The sequence below is a fragment of the Nitratireductor sp. L15S-10 genome (genome assembly GCF_045011005.1).
Taxonomy (GTDB): Bacteria; Pseudomonadota; Alphaproteobacteria; order Rhizobiales; family Rhizobiaceae; genus Nitratireductor.
The window spans coordinates 3,698,957-3,724,138 of sequence record NZ_CP120674.1 but is presented as its reverse complement, the minus strand read 5'-3'; the positions used below and the strand labels follow the sequence as shown (position 1 = coordinate 3,724,138).

Below are 25,182 nucleotides of genomic sequence, written 5' to 3'. Positions count from 1 at the left end.
GGAGGCCTTAAACGTGCTGTCCGCCGTTGATATGGATCTCCGCGCCAGACACATAGGACGACTGATCCGAGCAAAGGAAATAGATCGTCTCGGCCACTTCCGACGTCTGCCCAAGCCGGCGTAGCGGGATGGTTTCGACGATCTTCTCCGTTCCGGGCGAAAGGATTGAGGTTTCAATCTCGCCCGGTGCGATGGCGTTGACGCGAATGCCGTGCGGGCCGAAATCGGCTGCCATCTCGCGGGTGAGCGCCACCAGCGCTGCCTTGGAGGTTGCGTAGGCTGTTCCAGCGAAAGGATGCACGCGGCTGCCGACAATGGAAGTGACATTCACAATGGAGCCCTTTGCATTGCCGAGTTCCCTGAAGAGCCCGCGCGCCAGCATGATCGGTGCGAAGAAATTCACCTGAAACACATCGCGCCACATATGCATCGGCGTTTCGATGGAGTTCATCCGTTTGCCGCCTTCAAGCTTGGGCGAAATCGCAGCGTTGTTGACCAGCGCATCGAGCCGCCCGCCATTGGCCTCCAGCCGATGGCGGATTTCAGCGATGGCGTTGCCCACGTCTTCCTGATCGGAAAGATCGAGCTTGATGTGGTCTTCCGGTCCCGCGGGCCATGGACAATCCTCGGCAAAGGCCTGTCTTGAGCAGGTGATCACCCGCCAGCCTTCTCGGGAAAAGCGCTTCACTGTCGCGTGACCAATGCCCCGGCTTGCGCCGGTCAAAACCAGTGTCTTGCGTTCGTCGGCCATGCCCTGCTCCCTGTTCCGCTCCTATGTAAGCGAGAGCGCAGGGGAATGCGATAGGCAAAAGCGGAGCGTCCGGCTCTAATTTCCCAGAATGATGTCCAGAATGGAGGTCTGCTTCCTCTGCACTCCGCCACCCACATCGGCTGGCGGCACGGGGCGGCGAACCGAAGCGGTGTGATCCGGATCGCCGCCAGAGGGCACCGCAGCGGGTGGTGTGGGGTGCCCTTGCGGAGCCTGCGTCCCGCCACCAACGGAAGCCTGCGGAACGGGGCGGGTCTGAGGCTCTCCTGCTGCAATGCCGGGCGCCGGAGCGCCGGGGCTCCAGGAGCCTGGCAACCGTTTGACCGGCCGTCCCTTCTCTGCTTCCTCCATGAAGGCTTTCCAGGCCGGAACGGGCAGGGAACTGCCGGTTGCCTTCGTCGCCTTGGAGGCGTCGTTGCCGAACCAGACGCCTGTCACCAGATCGGCCGTATATCCAACGAACCAGGCATCGCGCGATTGCTGGGTGGTGCCGGTTTTGCCCGCTGCCGGACGACCGATGTTCGCCGCGCGCGCACTGCCATATTCCACTGTTCCCTGCATCATCGCATTCATCATGCCGATGATCTCGGGGCTTGCCACCCGTGTCATGCGCGGGCGGTCGTGCTGGTAAAGCACCTTGCCGGAGGATGTGGTGATGCGCTGCACGAAATAGACCTCTGGCCTGTACCCGCCGGTGGCGAAGGGCAGATAGGCCGCAGTCAGTTCCAGCGGCGTCACCTCCGAGGTCCCAAGCGCAATGGAGGCATTGGCTTTCAGATCGGATTCGATGCCCATTCGGTGCGCGAGCTCGACAACGGATTTCGGTCCGACTTCCATGGCAAGCTGCGCGGCCACCGAATTGAGCGAGCGCGCAAGGGCTTCCGAAAGCGTCACCCGGCCATAATACTTGCCCTTGTAGTTTTCCGGCGTCCAGTTCCCGATCTTTACCGGCGCGTCATTACGCACACTGTCGGGCCGCTTTCCTTGTTCCAACGCTGCCATGAAGACAAAGGGCTTGAAGGCCGAGCCCGGCTGCCTGCGCGCCTCGGAAGCGCGGTCGAACTGGCTGTTGGCATAGTCATAGCCACCCACCATCGCCCGCACCGCGCCTGTGGTGTCGATGGAGACGAGGGCACCCTGGCTAACGGCGAGCTTGCCGCCTTTCTCGTCGATCAGGCTGCGAATGGTCTTTTCGGCCTGTTTCTGAAGACGCAGATCGACCGTGGCCTCCACGATGATGTCACTCTTCACGTCGCCGATCAGCGCCGGCAGTTCCTCCATCACCCGGTCGGCGAAATAATGTTCCGAGCCCGTCCAATAGGCTGCAGCGCGGGTGGCGGGCCGGCTCATGGCCGTGGTCATCTCGCTGTCGCCGATCATGCCCTGGTCGCGCATGGCGGTCAGCACCACCTGCGCCCGTGTTTCGGCGGCCTGGGGATCACGTGCGGGTGAAAGGCGCGAGGGCGCTTTCAGCAAACCGGCCAGAAGGGCTGCTTCCGAGAGTGTGACATCCCGTGCGGGCTTGTTGAAGTAGCGTCGCGAGGCAGCCTCCACGCCATAGGCCCCCGAGCCGAAATAGACCCGGTTCAGATACATCTCCAGGATCTGGTCTTTGGAATGCTTCTGCTCCAGCCACAGCGCCAGAAGCACCTCCTGCACCTTGCGCTCAATCGTCCGGTCGGGCTTCAGAAAAAGGTTCTTGGCGAGCTGTTGCGTCAGAGTGGAGCCACCCTGAGTCAGACGCCCAGCCATGACGTTTTCTGCCATGGCGCGTGCAAGGCCGATCGGGTCGACACCGAAATGCGAGTAGAAGCGTCGGTCCTCGATGGCGATAACCGCCTGTGGAATGTGTGGCGACATCTCATGCAGGCCCACCGCCTCGCCACCGGTCATGCCGCGATTGGCAATCATGTCCCCGTCAGCCGAGACAATCTTCACATTGGGTGGCCGGTCAGGGATTTCCCATGTGGTCGCCGACGGCATTTTGGCGCCATAGTATGCGGTGATGCCGGCAGCGGCGATGCCGCCCCACAGGGCCAGAACGAGCGACCAGTAGACTGCAGTGCGCAGGAAGCCGAAGAAACCGCCGCCCGCGCCACTCTTGCGCCGCGTGCCGGTGCGGCGAGCGCTTTTCGCCCCTTTGGCGCTTTTGCCCTTGCCAGGCCTGCGCCGCTGACGTGAAGGCACGACGCGATCGCTGTCACCGAGCTTCAGATCGTCTCCGCTCCGGCGCGCCGCTGGCGCGTCGAAAGTCGGCTCGATCCTTCGGTTTTTCGTCCTGCGCGCCATACGCTCACAAACCCCGCAACCCTGCACCCGCACATCTCATTGCGGGCACAGTAAGAGGCAGCGGTTTAAGGCGCAGTTAAGTCAAATTAAACAAAATCGGCCGGGCGGCGCTCAGCTATGGGCGAAAATGTCCGCCTCTTCCCAGCCCATCAGATCCAGTTTCGCCCGTGTGGGCAGGAAGCGGAAGCAGGCCTCGGCCTCGCGCGTGCGCTTCTCACGCGCCAGGCGTTCATTGAGCTTTTCGCGCAGCTGATGCAGGTAGAGCACGTCGGACGCCGCATATTCGAGCTGTTCGGGCGTAAGCTCTTCTGCTGCCCAGTCAGACGATTGCTGCGCCTTCGAAAGCGAGACGCCAAGCAGTTCGTTGCAGAGATCCTTTAGCCCATGCCGATCGGTGTAGGTGCGGGTGAGGCGCGAGGCGATCTTGGAGCAGAACACCGGCTCCGGCATCACGCCGAAGCTGTGATAGAGCACCGCCAGATCGAAGCGCGCGTAGTGAAACAGCTTGGCGATCTTGCGGTTCTTCAAAAGCGCGACGAGGTTTGGAGCCTTCTTCTGCCCGGCGTCGATCTGCACCACATCGGCCGTGCCGTCGCCCGGCGAGAGTTGCACCACGCACAGCCGGTCGCGGTGTGGTTTGAGGCCTAGCGTCTCCGTGTCGATTGCGACGGCATCGACATTGTAGTTGCTGAGATCGGGCAGGTCGTTCTTGTGAAATCGGATCGTCATGGTGCTTTTTCCGGCTTATTGCTTGCTCAGGGCGTCGAGAATGCGGACCCAGGAGCGCTGGCCGCGATGGAACGAATTCAAATCGTATTTCTCATTCGGCGAATGGATGCGGTCATCCTGAAGCCCGAAGCCGACCAGAAGCGTTTCCATATCGAGCATGCGGCGGAACTCGCCGGCAATCGGGATGGAGCCGCCCATGGCGATTGCCACTGCGGGCTTTGGCCATTCGTCGCTCAGCGCACCCTGCGCCTTCGTCACCAGCGGCATGTCATAGTCGAGCTGGAAGGCGGGCGAGCCGCCATGCGGATGAAATTCCACGCGGCAGTCGGCCGGCAGTCGCTCTTCGACAAAAGCGCGGAAGGCGGCGCGGATCTTGACCGGATCCTGCCTGTGAACCAGCCGGAACGAGACCTTGGCGGAAGCCTCAGCCGGAATGACAGTCTTGAAGCCTTCGCCGGTATAGCCGCCGGTAATGCCGTTCACTTCCGCCGTCGGACGGGCCCAGACAAGCTCCAGCGCCGAGCGGTCTTTTTCGCCAAAAAGCTTCGACAGGCCGATCGGACCGAGAAAGTTTTCGGTCGTCTCACCAAGACCTTCCCAGCTCTTCAGGATTTCCGCCGGTGTTTCCTCCACACCTTCATAGAAACCGGGCACGGTCACACGCCCGTTCTCATCATGCAGGTCGCCCAGAATGCGGGCGAGAACCGTGATCGGATTGGCCGCCGCTCCGCCGAAAAAGCCCGAATGCAGGTCGCGGTCCGCCGCCTTGATGGTGATTTCCTCGCCGACAAGCCCGCGCAGGCCGACACAGACGGCAGGTGTTTCCGGGTCCCACATGGCCGTGTCGCACACCAGCGCGTATTCGGCGGAAAGCTCTTCGCGGTTTTCTTCCAGGAAAGGACGCAGTGAAGGCGAGCCGGATTCTTCTTCGCCCTCGAACAGAATGGTGATCCTGCAGGGCAGCTTGCCATGCACCGCCTTATAGGCGCGGCAGGCTTCCACAAAGGTCATGAGCTGGCCCTTGTCGTCCGAAGAGCCACGCCCGACGATGGCCTTGCGACCGGGCTCGATCTCCTTGATCGCGGGATCGAACGGGTCGTTCTCCCAAAGGTTCAGCGGATCGACCGGCTGCACGTCGTAGTGTCCGTAGAAGAGCACGTGCGGGCCGTCGCCATCGTGATGCGCCACCACCATAGGATGGCCTGCCGTATCACGCACGCTTGCCTCGAAGCCGATTGTCTTCAGGTCTTCCACCAGCCACTCGGCCGCCTTCCGGCATTCGCCGGCGAAGGCCGGGTCGGTAGAGATCGATTTGATCTTCAGAAGGCGGAAAAGCCGCTCCAGACTCTGATCGATGGAACGATCGAGCTGATCGAGAACCGGGGCGATATCGGACATGGAAAGCTCCTGAAGACTGTTCGGAGAAGATGTTGAAGCGACCTAACACATACCGGCTGGGATGAGGAATGGAAAAAGGGCCGCACAGGCGGCCCTTTGGAACGGTTCTGACGAAAGCGGCTCTGCCTCAGTAAGGGCAGGCGTTGTCGCTGAGGTAGTCATGCACCTCGATTTCGCCGTCGATGATTTTCTGTTTGGCTTCTTCGACCGCCGTTTTCATCTCGGCGGTGATCAAAGCCTCATTGTGCTCGTCCACTGCGTAGCCAACGCCATCCTCGGCCAGTCCCAAATTCTGCAGGCCATAGGAAAATTCACCGTTCTTGGCGTCCATGAAGGCATTGTAGACGGCGACGTCCACCTGCTTGACCATGGAGGTCAGAACATGGCCGGGATGCAGGCCGTTCTGGTTGGAATCGACGCCAATGCCGAGCTTGCCGGCATCCGCAGCCGCCTGGAGCACGCCAACACCGGTGCCGCCTGCCGCATGATAGATCACGTCCGCACCCTGGTCGATCTGCGTGCGGGTGATCTCGCCGCCTTTTGTCGGGTCGTTCCATGCGGACGGCGTGTCGCCCGTGTAGTTGCGGATCACCTTCGCGTCGGAGCGGGCAGCCTTGGCGCCGCCGACATAGCCGCATTCGAACTTGCCGATGAGCGGAACCTGCATGCCGCCGACGAAGCCGACCGTGCCGGTCTCCGAGGCGAGTGCGGCCAGCATGCCGACGAGATAGGAGCCTTCCTGCTCCTTGAAGGTCACGGAGCGCACATTGGGTGCGTCGACCGCGTCATCGATGATGGTGAAATCGGTGTCGGGATATTCCGGGGCGACCTTCTTCAGGTAGTCGACCCAGGTGAAGCCGGCCATGACGATGGGGTTGCGCCCGTTCTCGGCAAAACGGCGAAGGGCCTGCTCGCGCTGGGCATCGTTGGAGATTTCGAATTCGACATATTCGATCCCGGTTTCTTCCTTGAACCGCTCGGCGCCGTTATAGGCTGCCTCGTTGAAGGATTTGTCGAACTTGCCACCCAGATCGTAGATGAGAGCCGGAGCGATGTCTTCCGCGAATGCGTTGGCGGATAGTGCGGTGGCGGCCAGTAGGCCGAGAACAATACGCTTCATGTGATCCACACCCTGTCGGTTGTCTTGCGTTTCTGTCTGCGCCGCATGAACGGGCAGCCTCAAATGGCAGATCCGCTCAAGCGCTCCTGCGAGCGTCCCGCAACGGCCGTGGACCATCGGGAACGGCATGGAGAAAGTCTTCCGCTCTCCCCTTATGGGCACTCTTGCACGGCTGAAATGAAAATTCACGCGGAATTTTGACCGTTCGGAAAAACGACTTGAGATGGTCTTGCAGGCTGCGCTGCAACCGAAGCAGTGTCAGGCTCTTTGCTGCATTCAGACAAGAACAGTCCGTCGTCGCCGGTAGCCGGCGATGTAGAAAATGAGGGAAAGAGCGAAGAAGACCAGCCAGCCCGGAAAGGTCAGGATCTGAACGATCAAGGGATCCCAGATGAAGGGAAGTGTGTAGCGTTGGATAATCGCCTGCGACAGATTGAGGGTGTCGGGTGATGCTGCGTACCAGCTTTCGCCCAGTGGAGTGAACGTCAGGGCGTCAGCCGCGATGGAGCGTGTCGCGTCGATCACGGCCATGACGACGGCGATTGCAAGAGCAACAAGAGCCAGTATCCGAAAGAACAGACGAAACATTCAGGCCTCACCTCTGTGCCGCTGCCGGCATGGATCGCCAAACAAAAAAACGAACCGTGCGAGACATAGGCCCGGCGGCCAGACTTGGCAATCGCCTTACAGAAAGTTGAGCGTATTGGAGGGCTGTGCGCAGGAAAGTGCGGCAAATTGCAAAACTGTCACAGACTGGACTTGGCATTCTCGATCAGATCGACTAGATGACCCTCGCGCGGAAGATAAAGCTGCGCCGTGGAGAGGTGGCCGAGTGGTTGAAGGCGCACGCCTGGAACGCGTGTATACGGGAAACCGTATCGAGGGTTCGAATCCCTCTCTCTCCGCCATTTCGTACCGGTCCATTCTTGTCACATGGTTTACTGTAGCCGGTCGCCGCTTTTTGGATTTTTGTCAGCGCTTTTTAGACCAGCCACAACTCTTTGAAGCCCCCTCAAAGGGTGTTTGAAGGGGCTTCTGATCAACCTTGATCTTCGGCCGAGTAAATAATCAGTTCCTTCGCCCTCGTACCGTTGCCGGCTGAGATGGAATAGGTCAGCTCGGCGCCCTCCATATCAAACCCTGAGAACAGTTCCCGGATCTGCGGCACATCGTTGATCGAGAGGATGAACCGTCCCTTAAGCTGGCCGAGCCGATCGGCCATGAGGGCGAACTGGTCGCGGTCGAACAGGGCGCGGCCGTAGTCGCCCTCCGAGCCGTAATAAGGCGGGTCGAGATAGAAGAGCGTATCCGGCCGATCATAGCGCTCGATGAAGTCCAGCCAGTCCAGGTTCTCGATGATCACGCCCGCAAGGCGCTCATGCGCCTCCTCCAGCATGGGAGCGAGCCGCGTGAGGTTGAAGCGCGACGGGCCGTCCCGGTTCACGCCAAAATTCTGCCCGGCCACCTTGCCACCGAACGCCAGGCGCTGGAGGTAGAGAAAGCGGCCGGCGCGCTCCAGATCGGTCAGCGTTGCGGGGTCGCTCGCCTTCAGACGTTCGAACTCGCGGCGTGAGGTGATCTGGAAGCGAAGCGTGTCCATGAACTGCGGATAGTGGCGCTGAAGGATGCGGAAGAGATTCACCACTTCGCCATTGCGGTCGTTGATGATCTCGGCGTGGGGCATCAGCTTCCTGCGGAAGAAGACGCCGCCCATACCGACGAACGGCTCCGCGTAAAGTGAATGAGGCGTAGCGGCGATGCGCTCGCACAGACGGCGGGCGAGAGCGTATTTGCCTCCGATGTAGCCGGCGACGGGCCGGACGGGAGCGACGGTTATGCTTATATGCTGTCGGGCGGGATTGGTTGGGCGACTTGACCCGCTGCCGGGGCTTTCCGGCCCCGTTTCACGATGAAGAGTTGATTTCGACTTGTGTCCCCTGGAATTGAAGAGATGGGACATGAGATGTGCGTCCGACGTTCACCTTGACATGCTTCTGCATGTCGAATTTCCATTGCGTTTTAGACATTGCCGAGACCGGCTCGTTCCGAGAGGACCGGTGTTTGGCGCTGACGTCGTGCAAGCGGCTGACCGCGGGCGCGGACATGTCTCGTAAGAGTGCGTTCTCGCGTTGCCGGTACGCATGACCGGATAGCAAAGGCCAGAGCAGCCTGGCGAACCGCCAGCGCCACGCATCACGCGGTTTCCTTCCGTTGGGCGGATGAAGGCTTGCCGCGCGAAGACGCATATTCAGCTTTGAGGATGCGGTTGCGGGCTTTCGGGTACCGATCCGCAGAGACGTTTTCGACGGGCTGGCCGATGAAATCGGCAATTGCCCTTTCGGCTCTCTCGTTCGGCCGCGTCCAGATATTCTTGACGCTGGAAGCGGCAAGCCCATAGTGCGTCGCTAGGGCGGCGAGTGTCATGCCCTCTCGTCGTAGATGGGCAAGGATTGAATGACGGTCCCAAGCGGGATTGGTCATCGGCTTTTCCTCAAGAAGCGTGCGCTGCAACATCAATTTGATTTGGTTGCTATCCGGGGTGATGGAGAGTTGCTAAGCAACGCAGTAAGCCTGCAACCACACTCGCTGGACGATTGGATTATTTAAAGACGGGCCTCGGTCGTTACCTCGACCTACGAGACTGCTCAGATCCCAATCTCTCCAGAAAATGTAGCGGTGGAGGCTTCCCGCCTGTACAATGTCCTAGTTACGATCAATCCCTTGCGAAACGCGATCCCGTGCAAAGCGCACCCAATCGAGCCGCTTTTCCGGAACAAGGCCGTAATTGTAGAAGTTCACTGCATTAGCGCCTGCGGTAATAGCCGCATCGACCCGCGCTGCAAGGGCCGCAGCGTTCTCCATCTCGGGGTAGTAAAGACGCAAGCCGACACCCAGGAAACTGTCGGTGGGTACGACGCTGCGCGCATTCTCGAAAAGCGTCCTCACTGTTTCGGACGCCATGGAATAGCAGCACAGAATGACCCCATCGCAAGCGCGAACTGCATCATGCAGGTCGACGCCACCAAGCCATCCATCGGCCAGATCGATCAGCAGAACACGCGTTTCCGGATGCGTGGCCTCCCGGATTTCGGCAATCAGTGAGGTTACGGGTTCGCTACGCCAGTCGAGGAAGGCCCGGAGATCGGCATGAGCGTTGAATGCATCCAGACCAAGCTCGGGAAAATCAGGAAACTGCTTTTCGGGAATCTCACGCGCGCACATCTCGGCTATGAAGCCGGCGACTGTTCCACGTGCGGCCTCGACATTGATCCCTGCCGACTGTGCTCGTGCCGTGCAATGCCGGCAGAAACACAGCGACAGCAGGAAGTCGTCCTCCGGATTGAGGCCGACACCATCCTTCTCGTGGTGATACTCGTGCGCGAACCCCATGAAGTTCGGGCTCTCAAGTTCGATCATGTCCGGCCGATACCGCGCGCTGACGTCCCGGACGAGCGTCGTTACATAGGTACGCGCCGCCGGGCTGGAAGGGCAAAGATTGTAGTAGTTCGGGTTCCCGAAGGCATTGCGGGTAACATGCTCGGGATGCGCCGTGCCCAGGCGCGTGTTGTGCAGACAGACTGTCCAGCACGAAACCTTGACGCCTGTTTGCTCGCGCGCGCCGATAAGTGCACTGAGGATGTCGCCCCTCTCGGCAACATTCCGCGCCACGAGCGGTCTGATCTCCATGTCGGCCCATAACGCCTCGTTCGGCTCGAAGTAGATTGTCCCATCCTCGGGAAAATAGGCCTTCTGGTGCGGACTGCGCGGCTGGAGAAAACGGCCGGCATGATAGGAGGTTGCAAGGCTGATCGTGTTAAGCCCTGCGCGGTCCCGCAGATCAGCAATGGTGCGCTCTACCCCCTGATCCTGAACGTCCCACGGATAGGTCCACATCGAAAGGTGCATTGTCGATCCTCCATATGTTTCGGTAGTGACTGCCCAAAGCGTGTTCAGGACTCCAGCGTCTCGGCTACCTGCATCAGGCAATCGCCTGCCTGACTGTCGCAATGAAGGCGATGGGAGATGACGACGCCCGCCTCGGCGAAATGCAACGCTTCCTCGGCCATGTCTATCCGTTCGAGGTCGTGGTACCAGCCGGCGAGATCGCCCGCTGCAACGCGCGCGCCGAGTCGGACGGCGGGTTCGAACCAACCGCGGCGCGTGGCATGGATGCCCTGACTGTGACGTGACAGCGAAAGAAACTGGAGCGGAGGGGTTTTGTCTTCAAGCGGGGTGGAAAGCACCGGAGCGGAGACTAGGCCGAGCGCAAGAAGGAGGCGGTCGATTGCTCCAGCGGTAAAGGCCATGCTCTCGGGCGTGACCGTGCCGCCACCACCGAACTCACCGGAGAGGCCGATCGCCCCTGCTCGACCCGCCGCGCCCATCGAGGTTGGCGCGGCTTGCCCGTTGTCGGCGACGAAGGCGTGGGCGGCCCCCATCCTTCGCATGAGATCGAGCGAACGCTCGAAACGCTTGGTCTCTGCCTGCCGCTCCATCAGGAGGCACGGCAGATGCGCCATGGACGTTCCGCCAGAGTGCAGATCGAATACCACGTCGTGACGCGGGAACAGTTCGTGCTCGAGAAAATGAGCGATCCGCTCGGTCGGCGTTCCCGCTGGATCGCCTGGAAACGCGCGGTTGAGGTTCCCCCCGTCGAGTGGCGAGCAGCGGCGTGCAGCCATGACCGCCGGCCGGTTCACAACCGGCAGCACGGTCACGGTTCCGCTGATTTCAAGCGTCTGCAATCGACGCATGAGCCGGGCAAGCTGAAGTTCGCCCTCATACTCGTCGCCATGATTGCCGGCCATCAGGAGCAGACTCGCACCCTCTCCCCTGCGCACCCGCAGATAGGGAACGCGGATCTGGTAGTAGGGCGACCGGTCCACCGAGTAGGGAACCGACAGAAAGCCAGGCTGGACGCCCTCGGCCTCAAAATCGATGGAATGAAAAACGCCCGTATGCATGGCTGGTCTCCGGTCGCCAGATCTGAAGCCGGCGCGCGAGCCGCCGGCCGGTTGTTAAACTGCGGCGACAGCCGTCATTTCGACGCGCAGGTCAGGGTCGGCAAGACGTGCCTCCACGCAGGCGCGGGCCGGCGGGTTCTCAGGGTTGATCCAGGCATCATAGACGCTGTTCATCGCATCGAAATCAATAATCGAAGGCAGGAACACATTGACGGCCAGAAGCCTGGAGCGGTCGGTGCCGGCTTCAGCCAGAAGCGCATCCAGCTTCCGCAGAACATCTGCTGTCTGATCCTCGATGCTCGCCTTTCGGTTATCGGGCACTTGCCCTGCAATGTGGACTAGACCGCCATAGACGACGGCCTGGCTCATTCGAGATCCTTTCTGGTAGCGCATGATCATTCTTTTAAAATTCCTTCTTTGCTTGGGTAAGGGTTTGAACCGTTTCAGCCGAAGTTGGTGAGATAGGCCGCAACCACGCAATGATCGTCGTCTAGACCGTACACGATTGCGTGCCGGTCAAGGCAGGTGCAGGGATGCGAGATGCCGAACTCCACCACATCACCGACACGCAGATCGACGCCACCTCCCAGAGAAACGAAGGCATGCTGATCGTTGAGCGCGGTGACGTGAACCGTGTCGGCGAGCGCCGTATTTGTACCGTCGCGATAGAACGCCAGCGGGCGCGGCAGGCCCTGATCGGCCGCCACATCGCGCAGGCCCATTCCGCAAACGGCAAGCCCTGGCTCTGGCCGCGAAAGAACCTCGGCCCAGACGCGAAGCGCGGGGCGAAAACCGCTGGTCGCCGAAACCGCTTTGCCGCCAATCACGAAACCGGAACGGTCATCGAGACCGGTGAGGCCGCGTTCATAAATACCGTGATCATGAAAGAAGATTGCGCCGCTGCGCAAGACCAGAACCGCGTTTGGGTCTGCAACGATCGCCGATTTCAGGCCGCGAACCACCATGTCGAAGTAAACCGATCCGCCGGCGGTGACGATCATCGGGCGCTCCGGTCCGAGCCGCTGGCGCAGGGCAGAAATGAGCGTTGCCGAGCGTTCGACCAGAGTCGAAATGCGCAGCGCCGTCTCAGCCGCATCGGGCGTTGCAGCAACGCCTTCATAAGCCGCGACGCCGGCAAGCCGGAAGGTAGCGGTTTCGCGTTCGAGAATGGCGTCTGCAAGCTGCAGCGCGGCCTCGCTGGAGCGGAGTCCGCCGCGGGCAGCGCCCAGCTCGACCAGAAGTCCAAGCGGCGGAAGATCAGTTGAAGTCGACCACGCAGAAGAGAGCGCCTCCATCATCTCTAATGAATCGACGAAGATCGAAACGTCAGCATCGGGATAGGCGGAAAGCAGGTAGGCGAGCCGTCTCGCCGCGGCCCGGCCACCGATCTCGTTTGCAAGGATCAGGCGGCGGAAGCCCCCCTTGAGCATGACCGAGGTCTGACGAATGTCGGCGACCGTGACACCCGATGCCCCGGCTTCAACGAGACGGGCGGCGATGGTCGGCGACATCGGCGTCTTGGCATGCGGTGCGATCTCGACCCCCTGTTCGCGCACATAGGTCATCATCAGATCAACATTGCTGGCGAAAGCCGCTTCATCGAGCGAGATCAATGGCAATGACATGTCGCCATCGAAGGGTTTCCAGCCCTGTCCGGCGATGGCGCTGAGACGAAGACCGGGATGGCCTGCGGGATAGCCGCGAACGCGGTCATCGATGACGGGATCGCTCGCATTGGTGAGCGTGGCGTCAGACATGGGTAGGGTCCTGTGAAGTCTGTGAAGGCGACAGGTGGAGGTGATAGATGCGGTTTGCCGTCGAGAAAAACAGGGCCTCCTGCTCATCTGGCGAAAGGCTGGCGGCAATGGTTCTGAACGCGTCGTAAAGCGCATTGAAGTCCGCATGCAGACCCGCAACGGGAAAATCGCTGGCGAACATGGCCCGCTTCGGCCCGAAACAGGCGATACAGTGGTCGATCACCAGACGCAGACTTTCGACCGTCCAATCGTGATCATAGGCCACGGGGTTGGAGATCTTGATTACGATGTTCGGCGCGGCAGAAAGCTCTGTAAGCCCGTCGCGCCAGAGCATCATGCCTTCTTCGCTGCGATCCACCGGACTACCGCAATGGTTGAGCACGAATCGGGTGTCGGGATAATCAGCGATCAGGCGCAGGGCCTCCTTCATCTGCCATGGGAAAAGCAGAAGATCGAAACTGAGGCCGAGCTCGGTTGCTCTGGAAAGCCCTTCGCGCCAGCGCCGGTCGCTCATAATGCCTTCTCGGGAGGCAAAGCTTTTTTTCGGATCGGGATGCCAGCTCACGATATCGCGAATGCCGACCACAGCCTGGTTTTCGGCCTCCCGTTCAAGCAGGTCCGGTGCTTCCTTCGCCGACAGCGGCACGCGCGCCACATAGCGGGCAGCGACACCGAGACGCCTGTCGAGACTGTCGAGCCAAGAGGTTTCCTCAAGCGGAAAGTCATCCGACCAGCCGGCCTCGACATGAACGGAGGCAACGATGTTCTGCCCAGCCGCGTCGCGCAGGTACTCGCGTACGCCGTAATTGCGCCGGATCGGCGCTATGTTGCCGAACACCATTTCGTTCTCGCCGGCCTCCGGCGGCGCAAGCCATGGATGCCGGCCGAGCGACAGATCCCACAGATGGTGGTGCGGATCGATTATCGGCCCCCCGTAACCACAACTCATCGCCGCGCCTCACGACCCGAGATCAACAGCAGGCCCAGAATGAGCGAACCGAACATGATCGACCGCCAGCCGGGCGAAGCATTTACGACGGTGATTAGCGCTGTGGTGGTCACCAGAAGGATCGCGCCGGGTATGGTCCCCGCATAGGTACCGCGGCCGCCGAGAATAGACGTGCCTCCAAGAACGACAGCGGCAATGGACGTCAACAGATAGGGGTCGCCAATGCCCACATAGCCCTGACGGTTCATGCCCAGGATGAGTATACCGGCGAGCCCGGCAAAGAAACCCGACAGAGCAAATACGAGCAATGTGTTGCGCCCGACGCTGACGCCCGAAAGCCGTGCGGCGAGCGGATTCGCGCCCAGCGCCAGAAAACGCGCACCGACAGGCATGCGATGGATGATGATCAGCATCACGATCGATACGACCACCCACAGGAGCACGCCTGCGGGAACTTCGAAAGGACGTGCCTGTCCCAGCCAGATAACGGCGGCATTGGTTACCGATACCGCGCTGCCGCCAGCGATAATGACGAGCATGCCCTGCAGAAAGGTCGCCATCGCCAGAGTCATTATGATTGGCGGCACCTTGAGATAGGCCGCGCCCGCACCATTCAGCAGACCGATGCCCGTGGCGATACCCAGGGTGAGAACGATGCCGACAAGCCCGGTCGGATCCGCCTCCGGTGAAATAAGTGGCAGCAGAATGGCCGTCACAGTGATGATCGCACCGACCGAGAGGTCGATACCCCCCATGAGGATCACGAGCGTCTGGCCGGCGGCAACGATGCCGATCACCGCGGAAAGCTCCAGGAGATAGCGCAGATGGCCATAGGCACCGAAGCCGCGCAGCGTGAGGCCGGCTATGATCCAGACGAGGACGACGAGGATCAGTGTGAGAAGCGGCGGGTTGCGGAGCGCTGCTTTGATGGCGTTCAAGGCTTCGCCCTCCACTGACTGGTCAATTGCGGAACCGCAACCGCGCCGACTATGATGAGGCCCTGCGCGACATACTGGGCGACGGGCGGAAAGCCAAGAAAGAACATGACATTGATCATGACCGAGAGGAGCAGGCTCCCACAGATAACGCCACGCATCGTGCCTCTTCCACCCAGAAACGCGACACCGCCAAGCACGGCGCCCGCAATGGAAGTGAGCGTGAAGGGTGTGCCGATCACCGGATCGCCCGAGCCGGTTTGCGCCGCCACAAACAGGCCGGCCAGAGCCGCCAGCAGACCCGACAGCGCAAATGCGAAAACCTTGACGCGCTCGACGGGAACGCCTGAACGATACGCCCCGACGGGATTGTTTCCCGCAGCATAGATTCCAATGCCGAGCGGTGTCGCGAGGTAGACTTTCCAACCGATGAGGAACAGGACCAGAAGACCAAAGGCGACCGGCGTATGCCCGGCAAGCAGATCGGAAAACCAGTCGGGGATGTAGCCGCCCGGACGCGGCAGGAGAAGCAACGCGATACCCGTGATGATGAACGAGCCCGCCAGCGTGACGATGATGGCGGGCAGGCGCAGATAGGCGACGATGCCGCCTGTCGCGGCACCTATAAAGAGGCCGGCGGCCGAAACCGCCAGCAAACCGCCAAGAACGCCCAACGGCCCGCCCATCGTGACCGCGGCAATGACAGCGCCAAGGCTGACCAGCGGACCGATCGCCAGAGAGATGCCACCATTCAGCATCATCAGCGCCTGCGCCATTGTCACCAGTGCGAGCGGGAACCAGTTCTGCGTGAACTTGGAAAAGCCGCCAATGGTGAAAAGACCAGGAAACAGGATCGCGTACACCACCAGGAACGCAGCAACGACCAGATAGAGACCCGTAAGGCCGCGATTCCGCCGCCGTTGGACGGCGGTATAGAGATTTGCTGGAACCCGCGTGACAGTCATGCCGCTGCTCCTTTTGCCGAGAGGCCCATGGCAGCGCCGACGATCGCTTCTTCGGAGATTTCGGAGCGTGGCAGCATGGTCGCGAGCCGCCCTTCGCGGAACACGGCCACACGATCGCAAAGGTGTACAAGTTCGGGCGTGTCCGAACTCAGGAGAATGACCAGCTTTCCTTCACGGGCGAAGGATTGCAGCATCAGGTAAATCTCACGCTTCGTCTCGATGTCGACGCCGCGGGTCGGATCGTTGAGCAACAGCACAGACGGATCGAGCGGCAGCCATTTGGCCAGCGCCACCTTCTGCTGATTACCGCCTGAAAGCGCCTGGACGGGCCGGCCCACATCGCCCTTGATGGTAAGGCGTCTGGTGAGATCGGCGACCCGTTTGCGCTCGGCAGCGCGATCACGCAGACCGTGCTTCACAAGATCCCCGAGCGAGGGGAGAAGCAGGTTGGATGCGATCGAATGAGGCAGCACCAGCCCCTCATGTTTCCGATCAGCAGGCACATATGCCAGACCGGCTCCGTTTGCTGCCTCGACGTTCTTGAGTGGCCTGTGGCGACCCGCGATCTGCGCCGTTTCGGCGGAAGCGGGTATTGCGCCGTAAAGACCAAGCAGGAAATCTTCCTGCCCTTGCCCCACCAGGCCGCCAATGCCCACGATCTCACCGGCGCAGGCCCGGAAATTCACATCCCGCGCCATGCCGGCAGAGAAACCTTCGAGGCCAATCAGTTCGTTTCCAACAGGATTGTCCTGCCAGGCCGGAAAAAGATCGCCCGCATCGCGCCCCACCATCAGACGCACAAGGCCTTCGTCATTGACGCCCGCGAGGGGCTGGTCTGCGGTGACCACCCCGTCCTTCAGAACGGTCACATGGGAGCAGAGCGCCTGCACTTCGTTGAGGCGGTGGGAAATATAGAGAAGCGCTATCCCTTCATCACGCAACTTGCGGATCAGGCCCGCCAGAATACCTGCTTCATGGGCGGACAGCGACGACGTCGGCTCGTCCAGGATCAGCACGCGTGGTTTGCGGAAGAGCGCCTTAGCAATCTCAACCATCTGACGGCGGCCAAGCGAAAGATCGCCGACGGGCATATCGAGCGGCTCGGTCAGGCCGACCCGCTCGCAGACTTCCGCCACAGCGGTCGAAAGCGCCCGGTAATCGATAAGTCCGAAGCGTCGCGGCAAGGCCCCCAGGCCGATATTCTCGGCGATGGAAAGTTCGGCTGCGAGACTGAGCTCCTGTTGAACGACTGCAATCCCCGCCTCGCGCGCTGCGGCAGGGGAGAAGCGCAAGACCGGCTGGCCATCCACGACAACATTGCCCTTGTCGGGTTGCAACGCACCCGAAAGCAGATTGATGAGCGTCGATTTCCCAGCACCGTTCTCCCCCAGAAGGGCGTGAACACGTCCTGGCTCAAGGGCGATGTCAACGCCCTTGAGCACCGGATTGCCGAAAAATCCCTTGAACACCCGCCTGGCTTCAAGCAGGGGCTTGGTTTTCGTCATCGGGAACTGACCTTTTCTCTTCGTGTTCTACTGAGCAAGAAGCTCGTCGAAGAGTGCGCGGTCGTAATCGGAGTAGATGTATCCGTCGGCCGGGAACTGCTCGGCGCGCGCCAGGTAGCTGTCGATGGTGTCGTCGCTGATGACGGGCAGCGGGACCTTCACGAAAGCGGGAACATCCTTGCCTTCAAGTGCCTGCACTGCCGTGTAGACCGACAACGCACCTAGCCAGTTAGGCTGCATAGTTGCCCAGCCCTTCAAGCCCTTCTCATTCCAGAGCTCAAGAAACTGGCGTGCGTTCTCGCCTGTGGTTGGTACCTGTTCGCGGCCCTGACGATCGAAGGCGAGAATGGAACCAGCCGAAAGTGCACCGCCTAGCGAAAGAACGCCATCAATCTCCGGATTGGCGAACAACAGGCTGGTCATCGCCTCCTGCGCAGGGGCAACATTGTACTCGGTGTTCGTCTCGGTGAGTATTTCGATGCCGGGATTGGCGTCCAGAACCGGTTGCGCACCCTTGCGGCGATCATCGCTTACCGAAATGCCGGCGGGACCATTCATGACGATGACCTTGCCCTCACCGCCAAGCTGATCAACCATCCACTGTGCGGCGGAAGCACCCCATTCGCTGGAATCCGTATTGATCTTCGCGGTCACTTTGTCGGTATTGACCAGACTGTCGAAATTGACGACCGCTATGCCCTTGTCACAGGCATCCGAGATCACACGGTCAAGCGCATTGGATGAGCCAGCGATAACAATGACGGCGTCAACATCGGCATCGATCATCGACTGGATGTGCTGAATCTGCGTCTGTGCATTGCCCTGGGCGTCGGTGATCATGAGCTCGTCGACTAACCCTTCCTTCTTCAACCTCTCCACCTCGGCAGCAATCGTGCCTTCGGTCTGTTTCATCCAGGTCGGTACAGAATAGATGTTCGCCCAGCCGATCGTGTACGGCGCCTCGCGATCGCCCTTGATGCAATTGGCAGCCGCCGAAGCAGTGCCGCTCCCCGCGGCCAGCATGGCCACAACCCCTGCGCTCACCATCAGGCTGCGGTGGCGCATTGAACCTAGAAATTTCATGATTTCCTCCCTCAACACAATTGCGATGCGACAGAGGTTGTCGCTCTTGCATGTCCATTATAACGAACATATGATCCTTATAACGGATATGGATCCTATCAACTTTTCTCCATCCCGCAAGCCGCCATTGCCGGATTACCCAAATCACGGCGGTCGGCGAAATTGAAGGTGGTGGAGATTGACAGGGCGCGGGCAGTTCAGAAGAAGAAGAACGTTGCCCGAAGTTATGGAGCAGGTCCTTGGAAGCAGCCGAAACGAATTTGACCGCCAAGCGCGCTCGCGGACTCGACCGTGCATTTGAGATTCTCGAGTTTCTCCGCAATCAGAAGAATCCGATGCGTCCCAATGAGATCGCCAGCCAGATTGGCGCGCCGCGCTCTTCGGTGTACGAGCTCGTCAACCTGCTGCTGCGCAATCAGATTCTTGAGTTTGCCGACGGCGATGGACGCGTCTATCTGGGCCGCAAACTCTATTTTCTGGGCGCAGCCTATGAGAAGCAGTTCGATTTCACGCGGGAATGCGAGAACGCACTTGAAACAATCGCACGTGAAACGCGTGAAACGGCTCAGTTCTGCATGTTGGACGGTAACAAATACACAGTGGTGCGCATGAAAGAGGGAGCACGACCATTCCGCATTTCTTCCGATGTTGGGCAGTCCGTCCCTATACCATGGACTGCATCGGGGCGCTTGCTGGTGGGGCATATGTCGGATCAGGAGATCCTCGATCTCATTCCTTCACAGGACTTCCAGTTGCCAAATGGCGAGTGGCTCGATCCCAAAGAGTTCCTGCGCGAGGTTCGGGACGCTACTCAACAGGGCGAGTTCACGTTCGACAGTATTGTCGACAGTTTCACCCATTGCTTCGCGGTGCCGGTCGTGAATGCGGAGCACCGGTGCGTGGCGACGCTCTGTCTCGTCTCTCCGCGGGAGGACGGATTAGCAAACAGGGAAAAATACCTGCAATGCCTGAAGAAAGCAGCATCTGCACTGGGTTTCCCAGCCCCTCCTTGACGTGGTGTCGCCATGAGACGCTCGCTCTGTGTTTCTGGAGGTGTCGCAGTACTCAGTGCAATATTGATGTTCATGACCCGACGGCGACGTTCTCGAGCCAGTCAACCTGACGATCTCGTCGACACCGTCAAAAGCATGAATTCCGTACCGATCTAGCGATGAACTTCTACCGGCGAGTCTCAGGACTAAGGCACGACGGGATCGCAGCCCGGACGGCCAACCTGCCACAACTTCTATGTCGCACGGGAGCGTGAAGGCGTATACCGGGATCGACGTTGCTGACGAAACGAAAGCCCGAAGGGTAGCCACTCATTCGGTGGAGAACGTTTGATCCCGGTTCCACCCCCTCCGCCATTTGCCGCCGAATCCAAGCTGTCGACCAATATTGATTGGTAAGCCGCGACGCTCCTTGCAGCCGGCGTCTCCGGAGCGGGCGCGCTAGGCGGGATCACCTTTCAGAGATTTCTCAAATGCCGCCAGAAGTTCGGAAAGTCCGCATTCGAAGTCGTCGAGCATGGCTTCATTTGAGCGCTGATGCCCTGCGTTTCCATCTCGGCTGGCCACCGCGAGAGCCGCACCATGCGTATAGTCGACGAGTATGTGCGTCCAAAGCAGGGCGTTGTTGTGTCTGCTCAACAATCGGGTCAGTTCATCGGTGATCCGCCGGGCGTGTTCCGGAAAAATGGCCGGCTGGGCAAATATCGCCAGGGTCAGTGCCGGATAATGGACAACCTTGGAGTAGTAAGCCGTGAGAAGAGCTTGCGCGCGCGCAAGCGCTTCACCCTTCTCAGGTGCGGCCACGTCCGCATAAGCACGCTCTGCCAGAGCCCTGATAAGTCCATCCCGATCTTTGAAGTGGTGATATATGGTCATGGGATTGATGCCCATGCGCGTTGCCAGAGCACGCATTGTCAAGCCGGTGAGGCCCTCGGCATGGAGTATTTCCAAGGCTTCCGAGAGAATGCGATCAGGAGAAACAGTCCTTCCGTCGGCGGGTGGCCGACCGCGCCGCCTTGCGATCACTTGATGACCTCATAGTGAGACTGAACCAGTCCGGAAGGGAAAGACCTTGTACCCTTGTGTGCGAGGGCCACATCGCGGGGACCACCGCCAAACAGAGGCCGTCCCTTACCCAGAAGGATCGGCACGCGCGTGATCACCATGTCGCTGATCATGTCGCGTTCGAGAAAGGATTGAATGACCTGCCCGCCATCCACATAGGCGCGGCGTACACCCTCGGACGTCAGCATCGCCATCGCTTCCTCAGGGGATTTGTCCGAAAAGCGCACCTTTCCGCTGAGTTCATGCGGCATGTCTTGTGGCGCAAGCCGTCTCGAAAGAACCAGCACCGGACGGTTGTAAAGCCACGCGCCCATGCTTCGGACTGCTTCATAGGTGCCACGCCCCATCACGATGACGTCGATGTCTTTTATGAAGTCGTCATAGCCATGATCTTCGTTAGCCTGGTCGTGCTTGAGCAGCCAGTCGATATCCCCGTTTTCACGGGCAATAAAGCCGTCGAGGCTGGTGGCAATGAATACGTGACCAGTGACCATTCGAAAACTCCATAATTATACGGTGTATAAATAAAGGAAGTTCCATATGTGTCAATCAGCCCGCCTGGATCTGCTCTCCCGTTCAACTCAGGAATCGGCAGAGCGCAGCGCCTTGTAGACTCTGCTTGTTGGGGCAATGCCCATCGTGTTCGCGCAGAAAGCGACGGCATCCAGCAGCGGATCGAGCGCGATGCCGGTTTTTATGCCCTGGCCATTCAGAAGATAAACCACATCCTCTGTCGCCACATTGCCTGCAGCGCCGGGCGCGAACGGGCAGCCGCCAAGGCCCCCCGCCGCCGCGTCCACGGTGCGGATGCCCAGCCTCACCGCCTCCCAGACATTGGCGATACCCATGCCGTAGGTGTCGTGGAAATGCGCTGCCATCTCGTTTATCGGAACGTCGCTTGCCACCGCTTCAACCACGGCGGCGATGCGCGCAGGCGTCGCCTTTCCCAGTGTTTCGCCGAGAGCGATTTCCTGGCAACCCATGTCGCGCAGCGCTTTGGCCACCGGCGCAACGGCCGTGGGGTCCACCGGGCCGGCATAGGGACAATCGGTGATGGTGGAGACGTAGCCGCGGACGAAGACACCCGCATCGCGCGCCCGCGCGACGATGGGTGCGAAGCGTTCGAGGGAGGCGGTCACGGCAGAACCGATGTTCTTCTCGGCGAAAGCATCGCTCGCCGCGGTAAAAACGGCGATGGCACGCGCGCCTTCTGAAAGAGCCTGTTCGAGCCCGCGTTCATTTGCCACCAGCACCATGTCGCCGGCGTGTCGTGAAGCGCTCACGGCCTGCATGACCTCCGCCGAGTCCGCCATGCGTGGCACACGCTTTGGCGAAACGAACGCGCCCACTTCCATCCGTGTCACGCCGGCGCTGCGCAGCCGCTCGACCAGTTCGATGCGGTGGGCGGTTTCGATATGCTCGTTGCGCGCCTGCAATCCGTCGCGGGGAGCCACCTCGACGATGGAGACCTGTGTGCTCACCGTTCGCCCCGAATGCGGTTGAGGATCTCTTCGGCCAGATCCTGCCGCACCTTGCCGAGGGCTTTGAGTTCACTTGCCACCAGATCGATCTCGTCACCGACCGCACCGACCATCAGGGCAACATTCTGCGCATGCAGCGCCATATGGCCCTTTTGAATGCCGGTCGTGGCAAGCGCGCGCATAGCGGCAAAATTCTGAGCAAGACCGATGGAAACGATGATGCGTGCGAGTGCGTCGGCGGTTTCGACGCCCAGCAGTTTCAGATGGGCCTGTGCGGTCGGGTGCACCTTGGTGGCGCCGCCGATCAGGCCGACCGCCATCGGCATTTCCAGTATGCCGACCAGGTTGCCGTCCTTGTCCTTTTCCCAGCGCGACATGGAGCGATAGCGGCCCTCGCGTGCGGCATATGCATGTGCGCCGGCCTCGATCGCGCGGGTGTCGTTGCCGGTCGCCAGCACGACAGCGCTGACGCCGTTCATAATGCCCTTGTTGTGGGTCGCCGCGCGGTAGGGGTCCGCATCGGCAAAACGATAGGCGGAAAGCATATCGTCGCGCACCTGCGTGCCGCCGATCTCGTCGAGTGTCCACACCGCGCGTGCACGCGCTACGCGACGGTCTGCCAGATTGGTAAGAATGCGCAGCAACGTCCGGGCGCCGGTCCATTCGGCGAGCCTTGGGGCAAGCGCCTCGGCCATGCTGTTGACCGCATTGGCGCCCATCGCGTCGCGCGTGTCGACGATGATGTGCACGATGGTCATAGGCCCTTCGTCGCTGTCGATGACGCGCACGTCGATGTCGCGGAAACCACCGCCGAATTTGACGAGAAGCGGATCGGTTTCGTTGCAGATCGCCCGGATTTCATTGATCTTCTCATACACCTTGAGACGGACATTCTCGGGGTCGCTTGCACCGAGAAGCTGGATCTGCGCGGCCATGACGGGTCCGCTGCCCGATGTGAAGAAGCCGCCGGTGGAACGGCATCGCTTGGCCGCGTTGCAGACGGCGGCCACGACGGAGGATTCTTCTGTCGCCATCGGCACCAGAACTTCGCGCCCGTCAACGATCATGTTGGTGGCGATGCCCACCGGGATGGCCATGGTGGTGATGGCGTTTTCGACGAGACGATCAGCAAGCTCGATTTGTCCCTCGGCTGCTGCCGCGAGGTTCGATAAGGCCTCGTTGCCGAGCTGCGCCTGCCGCGCAACGGCCTGAAGCCGCTCCGCAGGTGTCATCTTGTGAAGGCCTTCAATACGGGACGATTGGACGTCGCTCATCATGTGTCCTGTGGTTACTGAATCATGGTTTTGGGAAGCCAGAGCACAAGCTCCGGGAACAGTGCGCAGATCAGGATGCCGAACGCCTGAAGCAGCATGAACGGGATGATGGCCCGATAGACCGTCCCCATGCCGATCCCGGCCGGCAAAACGCCTTTCATGTAGAAGAGCGTGTAGCCGAAGGGCGGCGAGATATAGGCCATCTGCGCGGAAACGAGGAACAGAATGCCGAACCAGAGCCGGTCGAAATCCAGAAAGTCGATGACCGGCAGGAAGACGGGTACGCAAAGGAGGATGATGCCGATCTCGTCAAGGAACATGCCGAGAAAGAACAGGATCGCCAGCATGACGGCCAGAACGATCCAGCGATTGGCCTCCATGTCCTGAATGAAGCCGAGCAGGAAGTCGGCACCGCCGGTGCCGGTGAAGATCGCGACAAAGGCCCGCGCGCCGATGGTGATCCAGAGGATCATGGTCGTGACCTTGACCACATCCATGCCGACCCCGCGCAGCAGTTCCCAGCCGAAACGGCGCTCGATCAGGGCGGAAACGAAGGCCAGCGCCACACCCACGGCGGCAGCTTCGGTCGGTGTCGCAATGCCCATATAGATGGTGCCCAATACGCCGACGATGATCAGCATTGGCAGGATGAGCGACTTCAGCGCCGCGATGCGCATCGCCCAGGTGATGTCTTCATTCTCTTCCGGGCGCGGCGCAATAGCCGGGTTGAGTGCGGCCCGTAGCACGATATAGCCGATATAGAGCGAGGCGAGCAGAAGGCCGGGCACCACGCCGGCGATGAACATCTGGCCGATCGAGGCTTGTGCGGTGACGGCATAGACGATCGTAATGACGGAAGGTGGAATAAGGATACCGAGTGTGCCGCCGGCGCAGATCGTTCCGATGGCAAGTTCCGGCTGGTAATTGCGCTTGAGCATGGAGGGCAGGGCGAGCATGCCCATGGCGGCCACGGCCGCGCCGACAATGCCGGTCATCGCCGCGATGATCGTGCAGATGGCGATGGTGCCGACGGCAAGCCCGCCGGGCAGGCGGCGCGACCACAACTCCATTGCCTTGTACAGACTTTCGATCACGCCGGAACGCTGCAGCACACTGGCCATCATGACGTAGAGCGGAATGGCGAGCAGCGATTCCGACTGCATCGTGTCGAAGAGGTTGAGGACGGTAACAGAGAGGGCTGCCGGTCCCCAAAGGGTGATCGTGAAGACAAGGGCGAGCGCGCCCAGCGTGAAGGCGAGCGGAAGGCCGGTCAGAAGAAGCCCGACCAGGCTTGCGAACATGATGACCAGAACGAGTTCGGAGCTCATGGGCGCGCCTCCGCGCGTGCATCATTGCGCAGGGCCGACACTGCCTCGACCAGCGCCTGTGCGCACAGCATGACAAACGCGAAGGGCACGACAAATTTCAGCCACCAGATGGGTGGGTTCCATGCAGAAAAGCTTGTCTCTCCAAGCGACCAGGCGTTTATTGCCAGTGGCCAGCTCACGGCCGCGAAAACTGCCGCGAAAATGGCGATCACGAGAAAGGCGAAGACATCGAGCATGCGGCGCGCCGGTGCGGGAGCCTTCTCGCTCACAATGTCGACCGCCACATGGCCGCGCAGATGCAGAAGGTAAGGTCCGGCCAGCATGAAATGGGGGCCGAAGACAAGCGTGCTCGCTTCCATGGCCCAGACGGTGGGCGCATCAAAAGCATAGCGCGCGATCACCTCGTAGAGGAGCATCGGCACGACCGCGAAGATGATCACCGCGGCGACAACGAAAAGAACCCGGTTCACACCGGTGACAAAGGCGCAAACTGCCTGCATGGAACTGATATTCAGCCTGGGGTTGGTAGCGGGCGGCGTTTTGGCCGCCCGCCTGATACAA

24 protein-coding genes and 1 tRNA gene are annotated in these 25,182 nt (G+C 60.5%); 2 read left to right on the top strand and 23 right to left on the bottom strand.

Annotated features, from left to right (window positions below):
• Positions 1–7: 7 nt before the first annotated feature.
• The 6 genes from P2W41_RS17710 to P2W41_RS17685 all read right to left on the bottom strand — a co-directional run bounded on the left by P2W41_RS17710 (position 8) and on the right by P2W41_RS17685 (position 6,893).
• Complete coding sequence (locus P2W41_RS17710; protein WP_292898650.1) at positions 8–751, bottom strand: SDR family NAD(P)-dependent oxidoreductase; 744 nt, start codon at positions 749–751, stop codon at positions 8–10.
• Positions 752–826: 75 nt separating this feature from the next.
• Positions 827–3,058, bottom strand: coding sequence for a PBP1A family penicillin-binding protein (locus tag P2W41_RS17705; RefSeq protein ID WP_404933930.1), 2,232 nt, complete (start codon positions 3,056–3,058; stop codon positions 827–829).
• Positions 3,059–3,169: 111 nt separating this feature from the next.
• The gene (locus tag P2W41_RS17700; RefSeq protein WP_404933929.1) at positions 3,170–3,787 is read right to left on the bottom strand and encodes a ribonuclease D; all 618 of its coding nucleotides are present in this window, start codon (positions 3,785–3,787) and stop codon (positions 3,170–3,172) included.
• A gap of 15 nt (positions 3,788–3,802) precedes the next feature.
• Positions 3,803–5,185 (bottom strand): dipeptidase, encoded by a 1,383-nt coding sequence (locus P2W41_RS17695; RefSeq protein ID WP_404933928.1) that lies wholly within the window; start codon positions 5,183–5,185, stop codon positions 3,803–3,805.
• A 127-nt stretch (positions 5,186–5,312) separates the two neighbouring features.
• A complete protein-coding gene (locus P2W41_RS17690; RefSeq protein ID WP_292898658.1) occupies positions 5,313–6,305 on the bottom strand; it encodes a BMP family protein in 993 nt (330 codons plus the stop codon).
• A gap of 276 nt (positions 6,306–6,581) precedes the next feature.
• Positions 6,582–6,893: a hypothetical protein gene (locus P2W41_RS17685; protein ID WP_292898660.1), complete on the bottom strand. Its 312-nt coding sequence runs from the start codon at positions 6,891–6,893 to the stop codon at positions 6,582–6,584.
• Between the two features lie 230 nt (positions 6,894–7,123).
• On the opposite strand from P2W41_RS17685, the gene P2W41_RS17680 reads away from it, so the two are divergent.
• Positions 7,124–7,213, top strand: a tRNA-Ser gene (locus P2W41_RS17680).
• A 131-nt stretch (positions 7,214–7,344) separates the two neighbouring features.
• Here P2W41_RS17680 and P2W41_RS17675 read toward each other — a convergent pair.
• The 11 genes from P2W41_RS17675 to P2W41_RS17625 all read right to left on the bottom strand — a co-directional run bounded on the left by P2W41_RS17675 (position 7,345) and on the right by P2W41_RS17625 (position 18,445).
• Positions 7,345–8,265: a DNA adenine methylase gene (locus P2W41_RS17675; protein ID WP_404933927.1), complete on the bottom strand. Its 921-nt coding sequence runs from the start codon at positions 8,263–8,265 to the stop codon at positions 7,345–7,347.
• Between the two features lie 233 nt (positions 8,266–8,498).
• The gene (locus P2W41_RS17670; RefSeq protein WP_404933926.1) at positions 8,499–8,819 is read right to left on the bottom strand and encodes a helix-turn-helix domain-containing protein; all 321 of its coding nucleotides are present in this window, start codon (positions 8,817–8,819) and stop codon (positions 8,499–8,501) included.
• A gap of 189 nt (positions 8,820–9,008) precedes the next feature.
• On the bottom strand, positions 9,009–10,211 hold the full coding sequence (locus P2W41_RS17665) for a hypothetical protein (RefSeq protein ID WP_404933925.1): 1,203 nt from the start codon (positions 10,209–10,211) through the stop codon (positions 9,009–9,011).
• Positions 10,212–10,255: 44 nt separating this feature from the next.
• Complete coding sequence (locus P2W41_RS17660; RefSeq protein ID WP_292898666.1) at positions 10,256–11,269, bottom strand: succinylglutamate desuccinylase/aspartoacylase family protein; 1,014 nt, start codon at positions 11,267–11,269, stop codon at positions 10,256–10,258.
• Between the two features lie 54 nt (positions 11,270–11,323).
• Positions 11,324–11,668: a RidA family protein gene (locus P2W41_RS17655; protein ID WP_292898668.1), complete on the bottom strand. Its 345-nt coding sequence runs from the start codon at positions 11,666–11,668 to the stop codon at positions 11,324–11,326.
• 44 nt (positions 11,669–11,712) lie between these two features.
• Positions 11,713–13,026 (bottom strand): alanine racemase, encoded by a 1,314-nt coding sequence (locus P2W41_RS17650; protein WP_292898670.1) that lies wholly within the window; start codon positions 13,024–13,026, stop codon positions 11,713–11,715.
• Positions 13,019–13,975: an amidohydrolase family protein gene (locus tag P2W41_RS17645; RefSeq protein ID WP_404933924.1), complete on the bottom strand. Its 957-nt coding sequence runs from the start codon at positions 13,973–13,975 to the stop codon at positions 13,019–13,021. Before P2W41_RS17645 ends, P2W41_RS17650 begins: the two co-directional genes overlap by 8 nt.
• Entirely contained in the window at positions 13,972–14,913 is a 942-nt protein-coding gene (locus P2W41_RS17640) for an ABC transporter permease (RefSeq protein ID WP_404933923.1), read from the bottom strand. The genes P2W41_RS17645 and P2W41_RS17640 overlap by 4 nt, the downstream gene beginning before the upstream one ends.
• Positions 14,910–15,875 carry an ABC transporter permease gene (locus tag P2W41_RS17635; RefSeq protein ID WP_404933922.1) on the bottom strand — a complete coding sequence of 322 codons (966 nt, stop codon included), beginning with the start codon at positions 15,873–15,875 and terminating at the stop codon, positions 14,910–14,912. Before P2W41_RS17635 ends, P2W41_RS17640 begins: the two co-directional genes overlap by 4 nt.
• Positions 15,872–17,380: a sugar ABC transporter ATP-binding protein gene (locus P2W41_RS17630; protein WP_292898677.1), complete on the bottom strand. Its 1,509-nt coding sequence runs from the start codon at positions 17,378–17,380 to the stop codon at positions 15,872–15,874. The genes P2W41_RS17635 and P2W41_RS17630 overlap by 4 nt, the downstream gene beginning before the upstream one ends.
• Positions 17,381–17,407: 27 nt before the next feature.
• The gene (locus P2W41_RS17625) at positions 17,408–18,445 is read right to left on the bottom strand and encodes an ABC transporter substrate-binding protein (protein WP_292899994.1); all 1,038 of its coding nucleotides are present in this window, start codon (positions 18,443–18,445) and stop codon (positions 17,408–17,410) included.
• Positions 18,446–18,702: 257 nt separating this feature from the next.
• On the opposite strand from P2W41_RS17625, the gene P2W41_RS17620 reads away from it, so the two are divergent.
• Complete coding sequence (locus P2W41_RS17620; RefSeq protein ID WP_404933921.1) at positions 18,703–19,476, top strand: IclR family transcriptional regulator; 774 nt, start codon at positions 18,703–18,705, stop codon at positions 19,474–19,476.
• Positions 19,477–19,914: 438 nt separating this feature from the next.
• Here the strand turns inward: P2W41_RS17620 and P2W41_RS17615 are convergent, their stop codons facing one another.
• From P2W41_RS17615 to P2W41_RS17590, 6 genes are all read right to left on the bottom strand, one after another.
• On the bottom strand, positions 19,915–20,424 hold the full coding sequence (locus tag P2W41_RS17615; protein ID WP_404933920.1) for a TetR/AcrR family transcriptional regulator: 510 nt from the start codon (positions 20,422–20,424) through the stop codon (positions 19,915–19,917).
• 71 nt (positions 20,425–20,495) lie between these two features.
• Positions 20,496–21,032 (bottom strand): dihydrofolate reductase family protein, encoded by a 537-nt coding sequence (locus tag P2W41_RS17610; RefSeq protein WP_292898680.1) that lies wholly within the window; start codon positions 21,030–21,032, stop codon positions 20,496–20,498.
• 87 nt (positions 21,033–21,119) lie between these two features.
• Positions 21,120–22,019, bottom strand: coding sequence for a hydroxymethylglutaryl-CoA lyase (locus tag P2W41_RS17605; protein ID WP_404933919.1), 900 nt, complete (start codon positions 22,017–22,019; stop codon positions 21,120–21,122).
• On the bottom strand, positions 22,016–23,293 hold the full coding sequence (locus P2W41_RS17600) for a hydroxymethylglutaryl-CoA reductase, degradative (protein ID WP_404933918.1): 1,278 nt from the start codon (positions 23,291–23,293) through the stop codon (positions 22,016–22,018). Before P2W41_RS17600 ends, P2W41_RS17605 begins: the two co-directional genes overlap by 4 nt.
• A gap of 14 nt (positions 23,294–23,307) precedes the next feature.
• Positions 23,308–24,621 (bottom strand): TRAP transporter large permease subunit, encoded by a 1,314-nt coding sequence (locus tag P2W41_RS17595; protein ID WP_404933917.1) that lies wholly within the window; start codon positions 24,619–24,621, stop codon positions 23,308–23,310.
• A complete protein-coding gene (locus P2W41_RS17590) occupies positions 24,618–25,121 on the bottom strand; it encodes a TRAP transporter small permease subunit (RefSeq protein ID WP_292898683.1) in 504 nt (167 codons plus the stop codon). The genes P2W41_RS17595 and P2W41_RS17590 overlap by 4 nt, the downstream gene beginning before the upstream one ends.
• Between the last annotated feature and the right edge of the window lie 61 nt (positions 25,122–25,182).

What these genes read in the sequence shown, in the direction of transcription:
- P2W41_RS17675 (WP_404933927.1), bottom strand. Translation starts at nt 8,265, where the DNA reads ATGTCCCATCTCTTCAATTCCAGGGGACACAAGTCGAAATCAACTCTT.
- P2W41_RS17705 (WP_404933930.1), bottom strand. Translation starts at nt 3,058, where the DNA reads ATGGCGCGCAGGACGAAAAACCGAAGGATCGAGCCGACTTTCGACGCG.
- P2W41_RS17690 (WP_292898658.1), bottom strand. Translation starts at nt 6,305, where the DNA reads ATGAAGCGTATTGTTCTCGGCCTACTGGCCGCCACCGCACTATCCGCC.
- P2W41_RS17665 (WP_404933925.1), bottom strand. Translation starts at nt 10,211, where the DNA reads ATGCACCTTTCGATGTGGACCTATCCGTGGGACGTTCAGGATCAGGGG.
- P2W41_RS17630 (WP_292898677.1), bottom strand. Translation starts at nt 17,380, where the DNA reads ATGACGAAAACCAAGCCCCTGCTTGAAGCCAGGCGGGTGTTCAAGGGA.
- P2W41_RS17610 (WP_292898680.1), bottom strand. Translation starts at nt 21,032, where the DNA reads ATGGTCACTGGTCACGTATTCATTGCCACCAGCCTCGACGGCTTTATT.
- P2W41_RS17670 (WP_404933926.1), bottom strand. Translation starts at nt 8,819, where the DNA reads ATGTTGCAGCGCACGCTTCTTGAGGAAAAGCCGATGACCAATCCCGCT.
- P2W41_RS17655 (WP_292898668.1), bottom strand. Translation starts at nt 11,668, where the DNA reads ATGATCATGCGCTACCAGAAAGGATCTCGAATGAGCCAGGCCGTCGTC.
- P2W41_RS17660 (WP_292898666.1), bottom strand. Translation starts at nt 11,269, where the DNA reads ATGCATACGGGCGTTTTTCATTCCATCGATTTTGAGGCCGAGGGCGTC.
- P2W41_RS17625 (WP_292899994.1), bottom strand. Translation starts at nt 18,445, where the DNA reads ATGCGCCACCGCAGCCTGATGGTGAGCGCAGGGGTTGTGGCCATGCTG.
- P2W41_RS17595 (WP_404933917.1), bottom strand. Translation starts at nt 24,621, where the DNA reads ATGAGCTCCGAACTCGTTCTGGTCATCATGTTCGCAAGCCTGGTCGGG.
- P2W41_RS17650 (WP_292898670.1), bottom strand. Translation starts at nt 13,026, where the DNA reads ATGTCTGACGCCACGCTCACCAATGCGAGCGATCCCGTCATCGATGAC.
- P2W41_RS17710 (WP_292898650.1), bottom strand. Translation starts at nt 751, where the DNA reads ATGGCCGACGAACGCAAGACACTGGTTTTGACCGGCGCAAGCCGGGGC.
- P2W41_RS17600 (WP_404933918.1), bottom strand. Translation starts at nt 23,293, where the DNA reads ATGAGCGACGTCCAATCGTCCCGTATTGAAGGCCTTCACAAGATGACA.
- P2W41_RS17700 (WP_404933929.1), bottom strand. Translation starts at nt 3,787, where the DNA reads ATGACGATCCGATTTCACAAGAACGACCTGCCCGATCTCAGCAACTAC.
- P2W41_RS17635 (WP_404933922.1), bottom strand. Translation starts at nt 15,875, where the DNA reads ATGACTGTCACGCGGGTTCCAGCAAATCTCTATACCGCCGTCCAACGG.
- P2W41_RS17645 (WP_404933924.1), bottom strand. Translation starts at nt 13,975, where the DNA reads ATGAGTTGTGGTTACGGGGGGCCGATAATCGATCCGCACCACCATCTG.
- P2W41_RS17695 (WP_404933928.1), bottom strand. Translation starts at nt 5,185, where the DNA reads ATGTCCGATATCGCCCCGGTTCTCGATCAGCTCGATCGTTCCATCGAT.
- P2W41_RS17685 (WP_292898660.1), bottom strand. Translation starts at nt 6,893, where the DNA reads ATGTTTCGTCTGTTCTTTCGGATACTGGCTCTTGTTGCTCTTGCAATC.
- P2W41_RS17590 (WP_292898683.1), bottom strand. Translation starts at nt 25,121, where the DNA reads ATGCAGGCAGTTTGCGCCTTTGTCACCGGTGTGAACCGGGTTCTTTTC.